We start from the raw sequence: 18975 nt of genomic DNA on the forward strand, positions 1-18975 counted from the left end.
CTAGACTCGCGGCCATGTCCACCCTCTCCCGCGACGAGGTCGCGCGCGTGGCCGGGCTGGCCCGCATCGAGCTGACGGAGGCCGAGCTGCACCGGCTCGCCGGTGAGCTCGACGTCATCGTCCAGTCCGTCGCGCGCGTGAGCGAGATCGCGACGCCCGACGTGCCCGCCACCAGCCACCCGCTGCCCCTGACGAACGTCTTCCGGCCGGACGTGCCGGTGGCGCCGCTGGACCGCGGCGCGGTCCTGGCCGCCGCGCCGGCCGCCGAGGAGGGCCGCTTCGCGGTCCCGCAGATCCTGGGCGAGGAGGCGTGAGCGCCGTGACGAGCGGGGCTCCCGCGGACCTGACGCGCCGCAGCGCCGCGCAGCTCGCGGAGGCGCTGGCCGCCGGCGAGGTCTCCAGCGTCGAGGTCACGCAGGCGCACCTCGACCGGATCGCGGCGGTCGAGCCGGCCGTCCACGCCTTCCTGCACGTCAGCGGCGAGGACGCCCTCGCCACCGCCGCGGACGTCGACGCGCGGCGCGCCCGCGGCGAGGAGCTGCACGCGCTGGCCGGCGTGCCGATCGCCGTGAAGGACGTGGTCGTCACGCAGGGGGTGCCCACCACCGCCGGCTCGCGCATCCTCGAGGGGTGGCGGCCGCCGTACGACGCGACCCTCGTCGCCCGCATCAAGGCCGCGGGCCTGCCGATCCTCGGCAAGACCAACATGGACGAGTTCGCGATGGGCTCGTCCACCGAGCACTCGGCGTACGGGGACACGCACAACCCGTGGGACCTCGATCGCATCCCCGGCGGCTCCGGCGGCGGGTCCGCGGCCGCGGTGGCCGCCTTCGAGGCGCCGCTGGCGATCGGGACGGACACCGGCGGCTCCATCCGCCAGCCCGCCGCCGTCACGGGCACGGTCGGGGTGAAGCCGACCTACGGCTCGGTGTCGCGGTACGGCCTCATCGCGCTCGCCTCCAGCCTCGACCAGGCCGGCCCCTGCACGCGCACGGTCCTGGACTCGGCGCTGCTGCACGCGCTCGTCGGCGGCCACGACCCGCTCGACTCGACCTCGATCCCCGAGCCGCTGCCCGACGTGGTCGGCGCGGCCCGGCGCGGTGCCGACGGCGACCTGTCGGGCGTGCGCGTCGGCGTCGTCCGCGAGCTGCAGGGCGAGGGCTACCAGGCGGGCGTGCTGGCCCGCTTCGAGGAGTCCCTGACGCTGCTGCGGGAGGCGGGCGCCGAGGTCGTCGAGGTGTCCTGCCCGCACTTCGGCTACGCGCTCGAGGCGTACTACCTCATCCTCCCGGCCGAGGCGTCGAGCAACCTCGCGAAGTTCGACGGCATGCGGTTCGGCCTGCGCGTGGAGCCCGAGGACGGCCCGGTCACGGCGGAGCGCGTCATGGCCGCCACCCGCGGCCGCGGCTTCGGCGACGAGGTCAAGCGCCGGATCATCCTCGGCACGTACGCGCTGTCCGCGGGCTACTACGACGCCTACTACGGGTCGGCCCAGAAGGTGCGCACGCTCATCCAGCGCGACTTCGCCGCGGCCTTCGCGCAGGCCGACGTCCTCGTCTCGCCGACCGCGCCCACCACGGCCTTCCGCCTGGGGGAGAAGCTCGACGACCCGCTGGCGATGTACCTCAACGACGTCGCGACGATCCCGGTGAACCTCGCCGGGGTGCCGGGGCTGTCCCTGCCGGCGGGCCTGTCGGACGACGGGCTGCCCGTGGGCTTCCAGGTCATCGCGCCCGCGAAGGCCGACGACCGTCTCTACCGCGTCGGAGCCGCCCTCGAGGCGGCCCTCGAGAGCCGCTGGGGCGGCCCGCTGCTCGCGCAGGCCCCCGAGCTGGAGGTGCAGCGATGACCACGACCACCCCGGCCCTCGTCGGCTACGACGACGCCGTCGCCCGCTACGACACCGTCTTCGGCATCGAGGTGCACGTCGAGCTCGGCACCCGCACGAAGATGTTCGACGGCGCGGAGGTCGCCTTCGGCGGCGAGCCGAACACCCAGGTGACCCCCGTCTCGCTCGGCCTGCCGGGCGCGCTGCCCGTCGTCAACGCCACCGCCGTGGAGTACGCGATCCGCATCGGCCTCGCGCTGAACTGCTCGATCGCCGAGAGCTGCCGCTTCGCGCGGAAGAACTACTTCTACCCGGACGTCCCGAAGAACTTCCAGACCTCGCAGTACGACGAGCCCATCGCCCACGACGGCTGGGTCGACGTCGAGCTCGAGGACGGGTCGACCTTCCGCGTGGAGATCGAGCGCGCGCACATGGAGGAGGACGCCGGCAAGAACACCCACGTCGGCGGCCTCACGGGCCGCATCCACGGCGCGGAGTACTCCCTCGTCGACTACAACCGCGCCGGCATCCCCCTCGTCGAGATCGTCACGCGACCCGTCGTCGGGGCCGGTGCCCGCGCGCCCGAGGTCGCGCGTGCCTACGTGCAGACCCTGCGCGACCTGTTCCGCACCCTGGGTATCTCGGAGGCCCGCATGGAACGCGGGAACGTCCGAGCGGACGTGAACGTCTCGTTGCGCACGTCCCCCGACGCCCCCCTCGGCACGCGGACGGAGACGAAGAACGTCAACTCGTTCCGCTCGGTGGAGCGGGCGGTCCGCTACGAGGTGTCGCGGCAGGCGGCCGTGCTCGACGAGGGCGGCACCGTCGTGCAGGAGACGCGGCACTGGCACGAGGACCGCGGCGAGACGTCCTCGGGGCGCGTGAAGTCGGACGCCGAGGACTACCGGTACTTCCCCGAGCCCGACCTCGTCCCGGTCGTCCCCGACCCGGCGTGGGTCGAGAGCATCCGCGCGGCCCTGCCGGAGCTGCCCGCCGCCCGGCGCCGCCGGCTCCAGGGCGAGTGGGGCTACGCCGACGCCGAGATGCGCGACGTGGTCAACGCCGGCGCGGTCGAGCTCATCGAGGCCACCGTCGCCGGTGGCGCGAGCCCGGCGGCCGCCCGCAAGTGGTGGATGGGGGAGCTGGCCCGCACCGCCAAGCAGGACGGCACCGAGCTCGCCGAGCTGCCCATCACGCCGGCGCAGATCGCGGCGCTGCAGGGCCTCGTCGATGCGGGCCGCATCAACGACAAGCTCGCGCGGCAGGTCCTCGAGGGCGTGCTGGCGGGCGAGGGCGACCCCGAGGCGGTGCTCGTCGCGCGCGGCCTGGAGATCGTGTCCGACGACGGGCCGCTGCTCGCGGCGATCGACGCGGCGCTCGCGGCGCAGCCCGACGTCGCCGACAAGATCCGCGGCGGCAACCTCGGACCCGTCGGCGCGATCATCGGCGCCGTCATGAAGGCCACCCGCGGTCAGGCCGACGCGGGCCGGGTGCGCGAGCTCGTCCTCGAGCGCGTCGCCGGCTGAGGGGGCGCGGGGCGTGGAGAAGCCCACGCTGATCGGCGAGATGGTCGTCCTGCGGCCCGTCCGGGCCGGTGACGCCGACGCCCTCTGGGAGTCCGTCACCGACCCGGAGGGCCGCCGCCTGGCCGGGAGCACCCGGACGTTCACGCGCCGCGAGGTCGAGCGGTGGGCGGCCACGGTCGCCGACGCGGAGGACCGCGTCGACCTGGCGATCACCGCCCACGGCTCCGACGAGTACCTGGGCGAGATCGTGCTGAGCGACATCGACGAGGTCGCGGGCTCCGCGCGGCTGCGGCTCGCGATGCGGCCCGCCTACCGCGGTCGTGGGTACGGCACCGAGGCGACCGAGCTCGTCCTCGGGCTGGCCTTCGACGGGCTCGCCCTGCACCGCGTCGGCCTCGAGGTGCTCGCCATCAACCCCCGGGTGCAGTCGCTCTACGCGAACCTCGGGTTCGTCGTCGAGGGGCGGTTGCGCGAGGCGGCCCGCGACGGGGACCGCTGGTGCGACGCGGTCGTCATGGGCCTGCTCGAGGACGAGTACCGGGCGGGACGGCAGGCGCCGCAGCTCGGGTGACACCGCCGTGACACCGCCGTGACACCGCCGTGACACCGCCGTGACACCGCCGTGACACCGCCGTGACACCGCCGGGAGACGGCCGCGCGCCGGCCGCAGGGCAGGATGGCGGCGTGCTCACCGTGACCCTGCCCGACGACGACCTGCTCACCCGCCTCGCAGACCTCGACGGGCGCCCCGTGCCCGAGGGCGTGGTGCTCGGTGCGGGGTCGGGGCTGCCCGGCCCGCCGCTGCCGGGCGGGCGCGTCCGGCTCGTCGGCTGGGACGTCGCGTCCCCGCTCGACCCGGCGGTGGCCGACGAGGTGTCGGTCGTCGTCATCCCGCACTACTTCGTCCGCCCCGGCGCCTTCGACGCCCTCGCGCAGGTGCCGAACCTGCGCCTGCTGCAGCTGCCGAGCGCCGGGTACGAGCACGCCCTGCCGCACGTGCCGCCGGGCGTCGCGCTGGCCAACGGGCGCGGGATCCACGACGCCGGCACGGCCGAGCTGGCGCTCGGGCTCGTGCTGGCCTCGCAGCGGGGGCTCGACGACGCCCTCCGCGACCAGGCGCAGGGACGCTGGGCGCCGCGCCTGCGGTCCTCGCTGGCGGACCGGCGGGTGCTCGTCGTGGGCTACGGCTCGGTCGGCGCCGCGATCGCGCGGCGGCTGGAGGCGTTCGAGACCGAGGTCGTGCGGGTCGCGTCACGGCCGCGGGAGGAGCCCGAGGGGCACGTGCACGGCGTGGACGAGCTGCCCGCGCTCCTGCCGGGCGCGGACGTCGTCGTCCTGGCCACGCCGCTCACCGAGCGGACGAGGGGCCTCGTCGACGCCGCCTTCCTCGCCCGGATGCCCGACGGCGCCCTGCTGGTCAACGTCGCGCGCGGCGCGGTCGTCGACACCGCGGCGCTGCTGGCGGAGCTCACGTCCGGCCGGCTGCGCGCCGCGCTGGACGTCACCGACCCCGAGCCGCTACCCGCCGACCACCCGCTGTGGTCCGCGCCCGGCGTGCTCATCACCCCGCACCTCGGCGGCAACGTCGACGCCGCCCTGCCCCGCACGGCCGCGCTCGTCCGGCGCCAGCTCGAGGCGCTCCTCGCCGGCCGGCCGCCGGTCAACCTCGTCGCCGTGCCCGACCGCGCGCCCGACCGCGCGCCCGACCGCGCGGCCGACCACGTGAGCTGACCCTCGAACCCGTCGTGGCGGCGGAGCCCCGCCCCAGTCCCGCGCGCGCTGCAGGTCCGCCAGGGCGCGCTCGCGCTCGCGGGCGTGGTCGACGATGCGCTCGGGGTAGTCCGGAGGTGCGGTCAGCCCGAGCTCCCACGGCTTGTGCACCGCAGCTCCGGGGACGTCCCGCAGCTCCGGCACCCACCGGCGCACGTAGTCGCCGTCCGGGTCGAACTTCTCGCCCTGCAGCACCGGGTTGAAGACGCGGAAGTAGGGCGCGGCGTCGCGGCCCGTGCCCGCCACCCACTGCCAGTTGAGCTGGTTCTGCGGCACGTCCCCGTCGACGAGCCGCGCCATGAAGTGCGCCGCCCCGCGCTGCCACCGGATGTGCAGGTCCTTGACGAGGAACGACGCGGTGATCATCCGCACGCGGTTGTGCATCCACCCCAGCGCCAGGAGCTGCCGCATGCCCGCGTCGACGACCGGGTAGCCCGTGCGGCCGGCCGTCCACGCCTCGAACAGGCGGTCGGCCTCGGGCCCGTCCGCCCACGCGTCGGCGGGCAGCACCTCGCGCAGCGACTCCTCCCGGGCCGCCGGCCGGTGCCACATGACGTCGGCGTGGAACTCGCGCCACGCCAGCTCGGAGCGGTAGGAGTCCACGTCCGCCTGCCCCGGGCCGCCCGGTCCCGGACGCACCGCCGCCAGGTCGGCCAGCAGCGTGCGCGGGTGCAGCTCACCCCACTTGAGCGGGATCGACATGACGGAGGTGACGTCCTCGTCGGGCCGGTTGCGGCGCTCGGCGTAGCCGGGCAGGTCGTGCTCGAGGAAGTGGTGCCACCGCCGGCGGGCCGCCGCCTCGCCGGCCGTGGGCAGCTCGACGTCCGTCGGGACGGCGGCGGGCACCCCGTCGGACGGCAGGACCGCCCACGGCACGGACCGGGGCCGGGGGGCGGGGGAGTGCCAGCCGTGCGCGAGCCAGGCCCGGCGGAAGGGCGTGAAGACCTTGAACTCCTCGCCGCCGCCCGTGCTGAGCCGGCCGGGCGCGACGGCGTACGGCGAGCCCGTCCGCACGAGCGCCACGCCCGTCGACGCCAGGGCCCGTTCCACGCGCTCGTCGCGCCGGCGGCCGTACGGCTCCGTCGCGGCCGTCACGTGGACGCTGCCCGCGCCGGCCTCCTGCGCGACGGCGGGCACCACCTGCTCCGGCCGGCCCCGCCGCACGACGAGCCGCCCGTCGAGCGACGCGTCGAGCGCGGCGAGCGCGGCCGCCAGGTAGGCCAGGCGTGGCGCGCCGGCGACGTCCCACAGGTGGTCGTCGAGGACGTACAGCGGGACGACCTCCGTCCCGTGCGCGCGGGCCTCGTCGACCGCCGCGACGAGCGCGGGGTGGTCGGACAGGCGCAGGTCCCGGCGGAACCACAGCACGGTGGGCACGCGCCGACGCTAGCGGCGCCCGCGCCGGCCGCGCGCTCCGGTCATCACGGGCGGCCCTCAGGTGGCACGGTGGGCCCATGGCTGACGACGAGGTCCTGGCGCACGGGCGCGTGGCGGCGGCGGTCGACGCCCGGCACTGGCGGGTCGTCCTCGGGACGCTGCGGGCGGTCTTCACGGGTCCCGACTTCGCCACCGGCGCCGAGCTGGTGCAGCAGGTCGCCGAGGCGGCGGAGGCCGCGGGGCACCACCCCGAGGTGCTGCTGCGCTTGGGCAGCGTGACCGTGACGCTCGTCTCCCACGACGTCGGCGGGCTGACGGCCCGTGACGTGGCGCTCGCCCGGACCGTCTCGGCGCTGGCCGACCGGCTGGGCCTCGAGGGCGCGCCGGAGCGGGTCCAGGCGGTGGAGCTCGCGGTCGACGCCCTCGACGAGCCGGCCGTGCGCCCCTTCTGGCGGGCCGTCCTCGGCTACGCCGACGAGCGTAGGGGTGACTCCCTCGTCGGGCCCACGGGCGAGGGGCCGTCGGTCTGGTTCCAGCGCATGGATGCCCCGCGGCCGCAGCGCAACCGGCTGCACGTGGACGTGTCGGTGGGCGAGGACGAGGCGCCCCGGCGCGTCGCCGCGGCGCTCGCGGCCGGGGGGCGGCTCGTGTCCGACGAGCGCGCGCCGCGGTTCTGGGTGCTGGCCGACGCGGAGGGCAACGAGGTGTGCGTCTGCACGTGGCAGGGCCGGCCGACGTCCTGAACGACGGCCCCGCCGACGGGCTGACCGCAGGACGGACGCGCGCGGGAGGGCCGCGGACCGCGCCGTACCGTGAGGGCCCACCCCACCGAAGGAGCCGCTCGCGATGAGCCGTCCGCTGCGTTCGCGCACGTCCACCCACGGCCGGAACATGGCCGGCGCCCGCGCCCTCTGGCGCGCCACGGGCATGGGCAGCGAGGACTTCGGCAAGCCCATCGTCGCGATCGCGAACTCCTACACGCAGTTCGTCCCGGGGCACGTGCACCTCAAGGACATGGGCGACCTCGTCGCCTCCGCGATCCGCGAGGCCGGCGGCGTCGCCAAGGAGTTCAACACCATCGCGGTCGACGACGGCATCGCCATGGGCCACGGCGGGATGCTCTACTCCCTGCCCAGCCGCGACCTCATCGCCGACTCGGTCGAGTACATGGTCAACGCGCACACCGCGGACGCGCTCGTGTGCATCTCCAACTGCGACAAGATCACGCCGGGCATGCTCAACGCGGCGCTGCGGCTGAACATCCCGGTGGTCTTCGTGTCCGGCGGGCCGATGGAGGCCGGCAAGGCCGTCGTCGCCGACGGGGTGGCGCGCACGCCGCTCAACCTCATCAACGCGATCAACCTCTCCGCCGACGAGGGCGTCTCCGACGAGGCGCTGGCGACGGTGGAGGAGAACGCTTGCCCGACGTGCGGGTCGTGCTCGGGCATGTTCACCGCGAACTCCATGAACTGCCTCACCGAGGCCCTCGGGCTCTCGCTGCCCGGCAACGGCTCGACGCTGGCCACGCACAGCGCGCGGCGCGAGCTGTTCCTCGAGGCCGGGCGCACGGTCGTCGCCCTCGCGAAGCGCTACTACGACGTCGAGGACGACACCGCCGCCCCCCGGGGCATCGCCACCCGCGCCGCGTTCGCCAACGCCATGGCGCTCGACGTGGCGATGGGCGGCTCGACGAACACCGTGCTGCACGTGCTGGCCGCCGCGCAGGAGGCGGAGGTCGACTTCACGCTGGCCGACATCGACGCCATCTCGCGCCGGGTCCCGTGCCTGGCGAAGGTCGCGCCGAACCACCCGGACTACCACATGGAGGACGTGCACCGGGCGGGGGGCATCCCGGCGCTGCTCGGCGAGCTCGACCGCGCGGGCCTCCTCGACCACGACGTGACCAGCGTGCACACCCCGACGCTGCACGCGTGGCTCGACGACTGGGACGTGCGCGGCGGCAAGGCCACGGAGCGTGCCCGGGCCCTGTTCCACGCGGCGCCCGGCGGCGTGCGCACGACGCAGGCCTTCTCGACGAGCAACGTCTGGGACTCCCTCGACACGGACGCTGTCGGCGGCTGCATCCGCGACGTCGCCCACGCCTACACCGTCGAGGGCGGCCTGGCCGTGCTGCGCGGCAACCTCGCCGAGGACGGCGCCGTGCTCAAGACCGCCGGCATCGACCCCGACGTCTTCCACTTCGTCGGCCGCGCGCTGGTCTGCGAGTCGCAGGAGGAGGCCGTCGACCGGATCCTGCGCAAGGAGGTCGAGCCCGGCCACGTCGTCGTCGTGCGGTACGAGGGCCCGTCCGGCGGGCCGGGCATGCAGGAGATGCTGTACCCGACGTCCTTCCTCAAGGGCCGGGGCCTGGGCAAGGTCTGCGCGCTCATCACCGACGGGCGCTTCTCCGGCGGGTCGTCCGGCATCTCCGTGGGGCACGTCTCGCCCGAGGCGGCGGCCGGTGGGGTGATCGGGCTCGTCGAGGACGGCGACAGGATCGAGATCGACGTGGAGACCCGCCTCATCCGGCTGGACGTGCCCGACGAGGTCCTCGCCGAGCGCCGCGCGAAGATGGAGGCCTCGGAGCACCCGTGGCAGCCCGTCGCGCGCGACCGGTACGTCTCGAAGGCCCTGCAGGCCTACGCCGCCATGGCGACGAGCGCCGACCGCGGCGCCGTGCGCGACCTGAGCCGCGCCCGCCGCGCCTGACGCCCCGGGGCCGCGCGCCGCCGCGGGCGTGCGCGACGTCGGGCGGTGGGGCGGACGTAGAGTCGCGCCATGACGGACACCGTGACGGACACCGTGGCCGGGGTCACCCCGGGCGTCGACATCAAGCCGCGTTCCCGCCAGGTCACCGACGGGCTCGAGGCCACCGCCGCGCGCGGCATGCTGCGGGCGGTCGGCCTGGGCGACGAGGACTTCGCCAAGCCCCAGGTCGGCGTGGCCAGCTCCTGGAACGAGATCACGCCCTGCAACCTGTCGCTGGACCGGCTCGCCAAGGCCGTGAAGAACGGCGTGCACGCGGCCGGCGGGTACCCGCTGGAGTTCGGGACGATCTCCGTCTCCGACGGCATCTCCATGGGCCACGAGGGCATGCACTTCTCGCTCGTGAGCCGCGACGTCATCGCCGACTCGGTCGAGACGGTCATGCAGGCCGAGCGGCTCGACGGGTCCGTGCTGCTGGCCGGCTGCGACAAGTCGCTGCCGGGGATGCTCATGGCGGCGGCGCGCCTGGACCTGGCCAGCGTCTTCCTCTACGCCGGCTCGATCATGCCGGGCTGGGTCAAGCTGTCCGACGGCACGGAGAAGGACGTCACGATCATCGACGCCTTCGAGGCGGTCGGGGCGTGCGCGCGCGGGCTCATGAGCCGCGAGGACGTCGACCGCATCGAGCGCGCGATCTGCCCGGGCGAGGGCGCCTGCGGTGGCATGTACACGGCCAACACGATGGCGTCCGTCGCCGAGGCGCTCGGCATGTCGCTGCCGGGGTCGGCGGCGCCGCCCAGCGCGGACCGTCGCCGCGACCAGTTCGCGCACCGCTCCGGGGAGGCCGTCGTCGAGCTGCTGCGCCGCGGCATCACGGCGCGCCAGATCATGACGAAGGAGGCGTTCGAGAACGCGATCGCCGTGGTCATGGCCTTCGGCGGCTCGACGAACGCGGTGCTGCACCTGCTGGCGATCGCGCACGAGGCCGAGGTCGACCTCACGCTCGACGACTTCTCCCGCGTCGCCGCGAAGGTGCCGCACCTCGGGGACCTCAAGCCGTTCGGGCGGTACGTCATGAACGACGTGGACCGGATCGGTGGCGTCCCCGTCGTCATGAAGGCGCTGCTCGACGCCGGCCTGCTGCACGGCGACTGCCTCACGGTGACCGGCCGGACGATGGCGGAGAACCTCGCCGACATCGCGCCGCCGGACCCGGACGGCAAGATCCTGCGGGCGCTCGACGACCCGATCCACCGCACGGGCGGCATCACGATCCTGCACGGCTCCCTGGCGCCGGAGGGCGCCGTCGTGAAGTCGGCCGGCTTCGACTCCGACGTCTTCGAAGGGACGGCGCGGGTCTTCGAGCGCGAGCGCGCGGCGATGGACGCGCTGGAGGACGGCACCATCCGCGCCGGCGACGTCGTCGTCATCCGCTACGAGGGCCCCAAGGGCGGCCCGGGCATGCGCGAGATGCTCGCCATCACCGGGGCGATCAAGGGGGCGGGCCTGGGCAAGGACGTCCTGCTCCTCACCGACGGCCGGTTCTCGGGCGGGACGACCGGGCTGTGCGTCGGCCACGTCGCCCCCGAGGCGGTGGACGCGGGCCCCATCGCGTTCGTCCGTGACGGCGACCGCATCCGGCTCGACGTCGCCTCGGGGACGCTCGACCTGCTCGTCGAGCCCGCCGAGCTGGAGGCGCGGCGCGCGGGCTGGGAGCCGCTGCCGCCGCGGTTCACGCGCGGCGTCCTGGCCAAGTACCAGAAGCTCGTGCAGTCGGCCTCGCGCGGGGCCGTGCTCATCTGACGGTCGCGGCCGTGGGTGCGGTCGGGCGGGTGCTCACGCCCGTCCGACCGCATCATCGATCTCGGAGATGTCCGCAACACGGACACGTGAACCAGATGCTGAGACGAACTGGAGGAACGTGACACGGTCGCGGATCGAGGCGTACTGTCAGGGACGTGCAGACGATCGTCGTAGTACTCCCGCAGCGCGCAGGCTGAGTCCTCGCTCTCGGACCCGTCCGCGCGCTCACCCCTCGCCCGCCGTCCCGTGACGGCCGAGGGGTCTTTTCATGTCACGGGCAGCACGACGACGAGCACGACCAGCACCACCACCAGCACGACCACCGGCACCACCAGCACGACGACCACCCGAGCAGCACCCACCGCCCCACGCAGGGAGAGATCGATGTCGCAGGCTCCCCACCCGGCACCGCCGCGGGGTCACGCCACCGCGCGGTCCACGACCACCGACACCCCGGCGCCCGTCACGGCGACGCCCGCCGGCGTCGCCGCGCGGCCCGCTCCCGTCCCGGCCGGTTCCACCATCGGCACGGCGACGGGCACGCCGACGAGCGTCGGTGCGCTCGCCCCGGGCGCCGGCACGACGACCGCCCCCGTCGCGTGCACCGGCGCGCAGTCGATCGTCCGGTCCCTCGAGGAGGCCGGGGTCGAGGTCGTCTTCGGCATCCCGGGCGGCGCGATCCTGCCGACGTACGACCCGCTGATGGACTCCACGCGCCTGCGTCACATCCTCGTGCGGCACGAGCAGGGCGGCGGGCACGCGGCCGCGGGGTACGCGTACGCGACGGGCAAGGTGGGCGTCACGATGGCGACCTCCGGCCCCGGGGCGACGAACCTCGTCACCGCCCTGGCCGACGCCAACATGGACTCCGTCCCGATGGTGGCCATCACCGGTCAGGTCGGCGCGGCCCTCATCGGCACGGACGCCTTCCAGGAGGCGGACACGCTCGGCATCACGATGCCGATCACCAAGCACAACTACCTCGTGACGCGCCCCGAGGACATCCCGCGCGTCATCGGCGAGGCGTTCCACATCGCCTCGACGGGCCGCCCCGGCCCGGTGCTCGTCGACATCGCGAAGTCCGCCATGCAGGCGCAGACGACGTTCTCCTGGCCGCAGGAGATGGAGCTGCCGGGCTACCACCCGGTGACGCGCCCGCACGCGAAGCAGGTGCGCGAGGCGGCGCGGCTGCTGGCGACCTCGCGCCGGCCGGTGCTCTACGTGGGCGGCGGCGTGCTGCGCGCCGGCGCCAGCGCCCTGCTGCGGCGGCTCACCGACCTGTCGGGCGCCCCGGCCGTGACGACCCTCATGGCCCGCGGCGCGCTGCCGGACTCGCACCCGCAGCACCTCGGCATGCCCGGCATGCACGGCACGGTCGCCGCGGTGGCGGCGCTGCAGAAGGCTGACCTCGTCGTCGCCCTCGGCGCGCGGTTCGACGACCGCGTCACCGGGCAGCTGTCGAGCTTCGCGCCGAACGCCACGGTGGTGCACGCCGACATCGACCCGGCGGAGATCAGCAAGAACCGCTACGCGGACGTGCCGATCGTGGGGGACCTGGCCGAGGTGCTGGGCGACCTCGTGCCGGAGCTCGAGCGCCAGCACGCGCAGCACGGCCTGCCCGACCTCGAGGCCTGGTGGAAGCAGATCGACGACTGGCGCGAGACGTTCCCGCTGGGCTTCGACGAGCCGACCGACGGCCTCATGGCGCCGCAGCGGGTCATCCAGCGCATCGGCGAGCTGACGGGGCCGGAGGGGATCTTCGTCTCCGGCGTGGGGCAGCACCAGATGTGGGCGGCGCAGTTCATCCGCTACGAGCGGCCCGGGTCGTGGATCAACTCGGGCGGCCTGGGGACCATGGGCTTCTCCGTGCCGGCGGCCATGGGCGCGAAGGTCGGCGACCCCGACCGCGTCGTGTGGGCGATCGACGGCGACGGCTGCTTCCAGATGACCAACCAGGAGCTGGCCACCTGCACGATCAACGACATCCCCATCAAGGTGGCGGTGGTCAACAACTCCTCCCTCGGCATGGTCCGGCAGTGGCAGACCCTGTTCTACGAGTCGCGCTACTCCAACACCGACCTGCACACCGGCCACGGCACCCGCCGCATCCCCGACTTCGTCAAGATGGCCGACGCCTACGGCGCGGTGGGGCTGCGCTGCGAGTCGGACGCCGACCTGGACGCCACCATCAAGCGCGCCCTGGAGATCGACGACGTCCCCGTCGTCCTCGACCTCACGGTGTCGCGCGACTCCATGGTGTGGCCGATGGTCGCCGCCGGCGTGAGCAACGACGCCATCCAGTACGCCCGCGGCATCAGCCCGGCGTGGGACCGCGAGGACTGAGAGGAACCGCGACATGAGCACGCGCCACACCCTGTCGGTGCTCGTCGAGAACAAGCCCGGCGTCCTGACCCGCGTCGCCGGCCTGTTCGCCCGACGGGCGTTCAACATCCACTCCCTGGCCGTGGGCCCGACGGAGCACGACGACATCTCACGCATCACCGTCGTCGTCGACGTCGACGAGCTCCCGCTGGAGCAGGTGACGAAGCAGCTCAACAAGCTCATCAACGTCATCAAGATCGTCGAGCTCGAGGACGACGCCTCGGTCCAGCGCGAGCTGCTGCTCGTCAAGGTCCGGGCCGACCTCTCCCAGCGACGGCACGTCCTGGAGGTCGTCGAGCTGTTCCGCGCCCACGTCGTCGACGTGGTGCCGGACTCCGTCGTCATCGAGGCCACCGGCAGCCCCAGCAAGATCACCGCGCTGCTGGCGGCCCTCGAGCCGTTCGGCGTCCGGGAGATCGTGCAGTCCGGCATCGTGGCGATCGGCCGCGGGCCGCGCTCGATCACCGACCGGGCGCTGGAGCGCGTGACGCGCTCCGCCTGACACCCTCACCACCGCACCGCAGACCCGCACCACCGACGCACCGACGAGGAGTTCCACCGTGGCAGAGCTGTTCTACGACGACGACGCCGACCTGTCGATCATCCAGAGCAAGAAGGTCGCCGTCATCGGCTACGGCAGCCAGGGGCACGCGCACGCGCTGAACCTGCGCGACTCCGGCGTCGACGTCACGGTCGGCCTGCGCGAGGGGTCGGCGTCCCGCGAGAAGGCGGAGAACGAGGGCCTCGCGGTCGCCACGGTGGCCCAGGCCGTCGCGGGCGCCGACGTCGTCGTGATCCTCGCGCCGGACCAGGTGCAGCGGATCGTCTACCGCGAGGAGATCGAGCCGAACCTCAAGCCCGGCGCCGCGCTCGTCTTCGGCCACGGGTTCAACATCCGCTTCGGGTACATCACGCCGGCCGCCGAGCACGACGTGCTCATGGTCGCCCCCAAGGGCCCCGGCCACCTCGTGCGCCGCGAGTTCGCGGACGGCCGTGGCGTGCCCGTCATCGTCGCCGTCGAGCAGGACGCGTCCGGCTCGGCCTGGGACCTCGCGCTGTCCTACGCCAAGGGCATCGGCGGCCTGCGCGCGGCCGGCATCAAGACGACGTTCACCGAGGAGACGGAGACCGACCTCTTCGGCGAGCAGGCCGTGCTCTGCGGCGGCGTCTCGCAGCTCATCCAGTACGGCTTCGAGACGCTGACGGAGGCCGGCTACCAGCCCGAGGTCGCCTACTTCGAGGTGCTGCACGAGCTCAAGCTCATCGTCGACCTCATCTTCGAGGGCGGCATCACCAAGCAGCGCTGGTCCGTCTCCGACACGGCGGAGTACGGCGACTACGTCTCCGGCCCGCGGGTCATCACCCCGCAGGTGAAGGAGAACATGCAGGCCGTCCTCGCGGACATCCAGAACGGCGCCTTCGCGAAGCGGTTCATCGAGGACCAGGACGCCGGCGCGCCGGAGTTCACGGCCCTGCGCGCCAAGGGCCAGGACCACCCGATCGAGCCCGTCGGCCGCGACCTGCGCAAGCTCTTCGCCTGGGTCAAGCCGTCCGACTCGGACTACGTCGAGGGCTCCGCGGCGCGATGAGCGCGCAGACGGACGGTCCGGCGACCGGCGGCACCGTCGACCTGGCGGTGATCGCCGGCGACGGGATCGGCACGGAGGTCGTCGAGCAGGGCCTGCTGGTGCTCGAGGCGGCGCTCGGCGCCGACGGCGACGGCACGCGGCTGACGACGACGGACTTCGACCTCGGGGCGCGCCGCTGGCACGCGACGGGGGAGACGCTCACCGACGACGACCTCGCGGCGATCCGCACGCACGACGCGATCCTGCTCGGCGCGGTCGGCGACCCCGGGGTGCCGTCGGGCGTGCTCGAGCGCGGGCTGCTCCTGCGCCTGCGGTTCGAGCTCGACCACTACGTCAACCTGCGTCCCGGGAAGCTGTTCCCCGGCGTGCGCGGGCCGCTGGCGGACCCGGGCGAGGTCGACTTCGTCGTCGTGCGCGAGGGCACGGAGGGTCCGTACGTCGGCAACGGCGGTGCCATCCGCATCGGCACCCCCCACGAGGTCGCCAACGAGGTGTCCGTGAACACGGCCTTCGGCGTCGAGCGGGTGGTCCGGGACGCCTTCGCGCGGGCCGCCGCCCGTCCCCGCAAGAAGCTGACGCTCGTGCACAAGCACAACGTGCTCGTGCACGCGGGGCACCTGTGGCGCCGGACGGTCGAGGCCGTCAACGCGGACTTCCCGGACGTCACCGTGGACTACGCGCACGTCGACGCCGCGACGATCTACCTCGTGCAGGACCCGTCGCGGTTCGACGTGATCGTCACCGACAACCTGTTCGGCGACATCGTCACCGACCTCGCCGCGGCCGTCTGCGGCGGGATCGGCCTCGCGGCATCGGGGAACATCAACCCCGACCGCACGGCCCCGTCCATGTTCGAGCCCGTGCACGGCTCGGCCCCGGACATCGCCGGCCAGGGCAAGGCCGACCCGACCGCCACCGTGCTGTCGGTCGCCATGCTGCTGGAGCACCTCGGCCGGACCGCCGCCGCCGCCCGCGTGGAGGCCGCCGTCGCCGCGGACCTCGCCGAGCGCGGCACCGCGGCGCGGTCGACGTCCGAGGTCGGCAAGGACCTGGCCGCGCGCGTCGCCGGCTGAGCCCCCGCCGGTGGTGCGCCCGCGCACCGGGCGCACCACCGGCCAGCACGGACCACCAGCACCACCCGTCCCACCGGTCGTGACCGGTCCCGCGAAAGGCCGCCCATGAGCACCCTCGCCGACACCACCGCCGCGACGCCGACCGGCGGGGGCTTCGTCGTCCACGCCAACCCGGCTCCCGTGCCCGACGAGGCGCGCGAGGCCGAGCTCGTCGCCCCGCGGTTCGGGACGGTCTTCACCGACCACATGGCGCGCGTCTCCTGGGACGAGGCGCGCGGCTGGCACGACCGGCGCGTGGAGGCCTACGGGCCGCTGCAGATGGACCCGGCCTCGGCGGTGCTGCACTACGCGCAGGAGATCTTCGAGGGGCTCAAGGCGTACCGGCACGCGGACGGGTCGGTGTGGAGCTTCCGGCCGCAGGCCAACGCCGCCCGCCTGGCGCGGTCCGCGGCGCGGCTCGCGCTGCCCGTGCTGCCGGAGGAGGACTTCCTCGCCTCCATCGAGGCGCTGGTCCGGCAGGACCTGGCGTGGGTGCCGTCGGGGGAGGAGACGAGCCTGTACCTGCGCCCCTTCATGTACGCCTCGGAGGCGTTCCTCGGCGTCAGGGCGTCCCGGCAGGTCGAGTACCTCGTCATCGCCTCGCCCGTCGGGCCCTACTTCGCGCAGGGCGTGCACCCCGTCGCGATCTGGGTGTCCGACGACTACCGCCGCGCGGCCCCCGGCGGCACGGGGGCGGCCAAGTGCGGCGGCAACTACGCGGCGAGCCTGCTGCCGCAGCAGGAGGCCTCCGCCCGCGGCTTCGACCAGGTCTGCTACCTCGACGCGACGACGGGCACCACGCTGGAGGAGCTCGGCGGCATGAACGTCGTCGTCGTGCACGCGGACGGCACCGTGCGCACGCCAGCGCTCAACGGCTCCATCCTCGAGGGCGTCACCCGCTCGTCGATCCTGCGGCTGCTGGCCGACGCCGGGCACGCGGTCGAGGAGGCGCCGGTGCTGCTGGCCGATCTCGTCGCCGGGCTGGCCGACGGGTCCGTCACCGAGGTGTTCGCGTGCGGGACGGCCGCGGTCGTCACGCCGATCGGCCGCCTGGCCGGCGCCGGGTTCGACCACGTCGTGGGTGACGGCACCGCCGGTGCCGTCACCATGCGCATCCGCGAGCAGCTCACCGACATCCAGTACGGTCGCGCCGCCGACCCGCACGGCTGGATGCACCGGCTCGCCTGAGCTCCCGACCCCCTCGCCCGCGAAGGACCCGACCGTGACCGCGTCACCCGCCTTCCACGTCTACGACACCACCCTGCGCGACGGCGCCCAGCAGGAGGGCATCAACCTCTCGGTCGCGGACAAGCTCGCGCTGGCCCCCCTGCTCGACGAGCTCGGGGTCGGGTTCATCGAGGGCGGCTGGCCGGGTGCGGTGCCCAAGGACACGGAGTTCTTCCGGCGCGCGCGCAAGGAGCTCGACCTCGAGCACGCCGAGCTCGCCGCCTTCGGGGCCACGCGCAAGCCCGGCACCACGGCGGCCGAGGACCCGCAGGTCCGGGCCCTGCTCGACGCCGAGACGCCCGTGGTGACCCTCGTCGCCAAGAGCGACATCCGGCACGTGGAGCGCGCGCTGCGCACGACGGGCCCGGAGAACCTCGCGATGATCACCGACACGGTCGCGCTCCTCGTCCGCGAGGGGCGGCGGGTGTTCGTCGACGCGGAGCACTTCTTCGACGGGCACCGGTTCGACGCGGCCTACGCGCTCGAGGCGGTCCGGGCCGCCGCGGCGGCCGGCGCCGAGGTCGTCGCGCTCTGCGACACGAACGGCGGGATGCTGCCGCCGTGGGTGGCGGCGGCGGTCGCGCAGGTGCACGACGAGCTCGGCGGCGCCGCGCTCGTCGGCATGCACGCCCACAACGACTCCGGGTGCGCGGTCGCCAACACCCTCGCGGCCGTCGAGGCCGGCGCGACGCACGTGCAGGGCTGCGTCAACGGCTACGGCGAGCGGACGGGCAACGCCGACCTCCTGTCCGTCGTCGCCAACCTCGAGCTCAAGCAGGGCCGCCGCGTCCTGGCGGAGCGCGCCGGCGGCCTGCCCGAGATGACCCGCATCGCGCACGCCATCAGCGAGCTGACGAACATCTCTCCCTTCGCGCGGCAGCCGTACGTCGGCACGAGCGCCTTCGCGCACAAGGCCGGCCTGCACGCGTCCGCCATCCGCGTCGACCCCGACCTGTACCAGCACATGGACCCGCGGGGCGTCGGCAACGACATGCGGATGCTCGTCTCGGACATGGCCGGCCGCGCCTCCGTAGAGCTCAAGGGCCGGGAGCTGGGCTTCGACCTGTCCGAGCGCCCCGACGTGCTGACGGCCGTCACCCGCCGCGTGAAGGACGCCGAGGCCAACGGCTACACCTTCGAGGCCGCCGACGCCTCCTTCGAGCTGCTGCTCGTCGAGGAGGTCGAGGGCCGGCGGCCGCGGTACTTCACCGTGGAGTCGTGGCGCACGATCGTCGAGCGCGCGGGCGGGCGCGGCATGCCGGCCACGGCCGAGGCCACGGTCAAGCTGCGCGCCGGCGGGGAGCGCATCGTCACGGTGGGGGAGGGCAACGGCCCCGTCAACGCGCTGGACCACGCGCTGCGTCAGGCGCTGGGGCGCGTCTACCCGGAGCTGACCGCCTTCGAGCTCATCGACTTCAAGGTCCGCATCCTCGACTCCATGCACGGCACGGACGCGGTCACGCGCGTCCTCATCGAGACGTCGGACGGCGAGACGAGCTGGAGCACCGTCGGCGTCGGCCCCAACCTCATCGAGGCGTCGTGGGAGGCGCTCACCGACTCGGCCATCTGGGGCCTGCGGCACCACGGCGTCGAGCCGCGCTGACCCCTGCTGCCTACAGTGGCGGGGTGAGCACGCCGCAGCCCCTCGACCACCT

General features: G+C 74.2%; 14 protein-coding genes and 1 pseudogene. 14 read left to right on the forward strand and 1 reads right to left on the reverse strand.

Going from position 1 to position 18975, the window contains the following annotated elements:
- Positions 1-14: 14 nt before the first annotated feature.
- The 5 genes from gatC to BM048_RS09850 all read left to right on the forward strand — a co-directional run bounded on the left by gatC (position 15) and on the right by BM048_RS09850 (position 5085).
- Positions 15-314 (forward strand): Asp-tRNA(Asn)/Glu-tRNA(Gln) amidotransferase subunit GatC, encoded by a 300-nt coding sequence (gene gatC, locus BM048_RS09830; protein ID WP_090032797.1) that lies wholly within the window; start codon positions 15-17, stop codon positions 312-314.
- Entirely contained in the window at positions 311-1849 is a 1539-nt protein-coding gene (gene gatA, locus BM048_RS09835) for an Asp-tRNA(Asn)/Glu-tRNA(Gln) amidotransferase subunit GatA (RefSeq protein ID WP_239079073.1), read from the forward strand. The genes gatC and gatA overlap by 4 nt, the downstream gene beginning before the upstream one ends.
- On the forward strand, positions 1846-3354 hold the full coding sequence (gene gatB / locus BM048_RS09840) for an Asp-tRNA(Asn)/Glu-tRNA(Gln) amidotransferase subunit GatB (RefSeq protein WP_090032799.1): 1509 nt from the start codon (positions 1846-1848) through the stop codon (positions 3352-3354). Before gatA ends, gatB begins: the two co-directional genes overlap by 4 nt.
- Positions 3355-3367: 13 nt before the next feature.
- Positions 3368-3925 (forward strand): GNAT family N-acetyltransferase, encoded by a 558-nt coding sequence (locus BM048_RS09845; RefSeq protein WP_090032801.1) that lies wholly within the window; start codon positions 3368-3370, stop codon positions 3923-3925.
- 113 nt (positions 3926-4038) lie between these two features.
- Positions 4039-5085 carry a 2-hydroxyacid dehydrogenase gene (locus BM048_RS09850; protein ID WP_239078588.1) on the forward strand — a complete coding sequence of 349 codons (1047 nt, stop codon included), beginning with the start codon at positions 4039-4041 and terminating at the stop codon, positions 5083-5085.
- A gap of 60 nt (positions 5086-5145) precedes the next feature.
- Here the strand turns inward: BM048_RS09850 and BM048_RS09855 are convergent.
- A pseudogene (locus BM048_RS09855) lies at positions 5146-6501 on the reverse strand (cryptochrome/photolyase family protein); the annotation flags it as partial.
- A 77-nt stretch (positions 6502-6578) separates the two neighbouring features.
- Here BM048_RS09855 and BM048_RS09860 point away from each other — a divergent pair.
- From BM048_RS09860 to cimA, 9 genes are all read left to right on the forward strand, one after another.
- Positions 6579-7244, forward strand: a complete 666-nt coding sequence (locus BM048_RS09860; protein ID WP_090032803.1) for a VOC family protein — start codon at positions 6579-6581, stop codon at positions 7242-7244.
- A 103-nt stretch (positions 7245-7347) separates the two neighbouring features.
- The gene (ilvD, locus tag BM048_RS09865) at positions 7348-9210 is read left to right on the forward strand and encodes a dihydroxy-acid dehydratase (protein WP_090032805.1); all 1863 of its coding nucleotides are present in this window, start codon (positions 7348-7350) and stop codon (positions 9208-9210) included.
- Positions 9211-9279: 69 nt separating this feature from the next.
- On the forward strand, positions 9280-11010 hold the full coding sequence (ilvD, locus tag BM048_RS09870; protein ID WP_090032807.1) for a dihydroxy-acid dehydratase: 1731 nt from the start codon (positions 9280-9282) through the stop codon (positions 11008-11010).
- 384 nt (positions 11011-11394) lie between these two features.
- The gene (locus tag BM048_RS09875; RefSeq protein ID WP_090032808.1) at positions 11395-13353 is read left to right on the forward strand and encodes an acetolactate synthase large subunit; all 1959 of its coding nucleotides are present in this window, start codon (positions 11395-11397) and stop codon (positions 13351-13353) included.
- Between the two features lie 13 nt (positions 13354-13366).
- A complete protein-coding gene (ilvN, locus tag BM048_RS09880; protein ID WP_090032810.1) occupies positions 13367-13894 on the forward strand; it encodes an acetolactate synthase small subunit in 528 nt (175 codons plus the stop codon).
- A gap of 58 nt (positions 13895-13952) precedes the next feature.
- Positions 13953-14981, forward strand: a complete 1029-nt coding sequence (gene ilvC, locus BM048_RS09885) for a ketol-acid reductoisomerase (protein ID WP_090032812.1) — start codon at positions 13953-13955, stop codon at positions 14979-14981.
- Positions 14978-16054 (forward strand): 3-isopropylmalate dehydrogenase, encoded by a 1077-nt coding sequence (locus BM048_RS09890; RefSeq protein ID WP_090032814.1) that lies wholly within the window; start codon positions 14978-14980, stop codon positions 16052-16054. The genes ilvC and BM048_RS09890 overlap by 4 nt, the downstream gene beginning before the upstream one ends.
- Positions 16055-16159: 105 nt before the next feature.
- Entirely contained in the window at positions 16160-17281 is a 1122-nt protein-coding gene (locus BM048_RS09895) for a branched-chain amino acid aminotransferase (protein ID WP_090032815.1), read from the forward strand.
- Between the two features lie 34 nt (positions 17282-17315).
- On the forward strand, positions 17316-18923 hold the full coding sequence (gene cimA, locus BM048_RS09900) for a citramalate synthase (protein WP_090032817.1): 1608 nt from the start codon (positions 17316-17318) through the stop codon (positions 18921-18923).
- Positions 18924-18975 lie beyond the last annotated feature (52 nt).

The sequence above is a fragment of the Cellulomonas marina genome (assembly GCF_900111925.1).
GTDB lineage: Bacteria > Actinomycetota > Actinomycetes > Actinomycetales > Cellulomonadaceae > Cellulomonas > Cellulomonas marina.

What these genes read in the sequence shown, in the direction of transcription:
- gatC (WP_090032797.1), top strand. Translation starts at nt 15, where the DNA reads ATGTCCACCCTCTCCCGCGACGAGGTCGCGCGCGTGGCCGGGCTGGCC.
- gatB (WP_090032799.1), top strand. Translation starts at nt 1,846, where the DNA reads ATGACCACGACCACCCCGGCCCTCGTCGGCTACGACGACGCCGTCGCC.
- BM048_RS09860 (WP_090032803.1), top strand. Translation starts at nt 6,579, where the DNA reads ATGGCTGACGACGAGGTCCTGGCGCACGGGCGCGTGGCGGCGGCGGTC.
- ilvD (WP_090032805.1), top strand. Translation starts at nt 7,348, where the DNA reads ATGAGCCGTCCGCTGCGTTCGCGCACGTCCACCCACGGCCGGAACATG.
- ilvD (WP_090032807.1), top strand. Translation starts at nt 9,280, where the DNA reads ATGACGGACACCGTGACGGACACCGTGGCCGGGGTCACCCCGGGCGTC.
- BM048_RS09875 (WP_090032808.1), top strand. Translation starts at nt 11,395, where the DNA reads ATGTCGCAGGCTCCCCACCCGGCACCGCCGCGGGGTCACGCCACCGCG.
- ilvN (WP_090032810.1), top strand. Translation starts at nt 13,367, where the DNA reads ATGAGCACGCGCCACACCCTGTCGGTGCTCGTCGAGAACAAGCCCGGC.
- BM048_RS09890 (WP_090032814.1), top strand. Translation starts at nt 14,978, where the DNA reads ATGAGCGCGCAGACGGACGGTCCGGCGACCGGCGGCACCGTCGACCTG.
- BM048_RS09895 (WP_090032815.1), top strand. Translation starts at nt 16,160, where the DNA reads ATGAGCACCCTCGCCGACACCACCGCCGCGACGCCGACCGGCGGGGGC.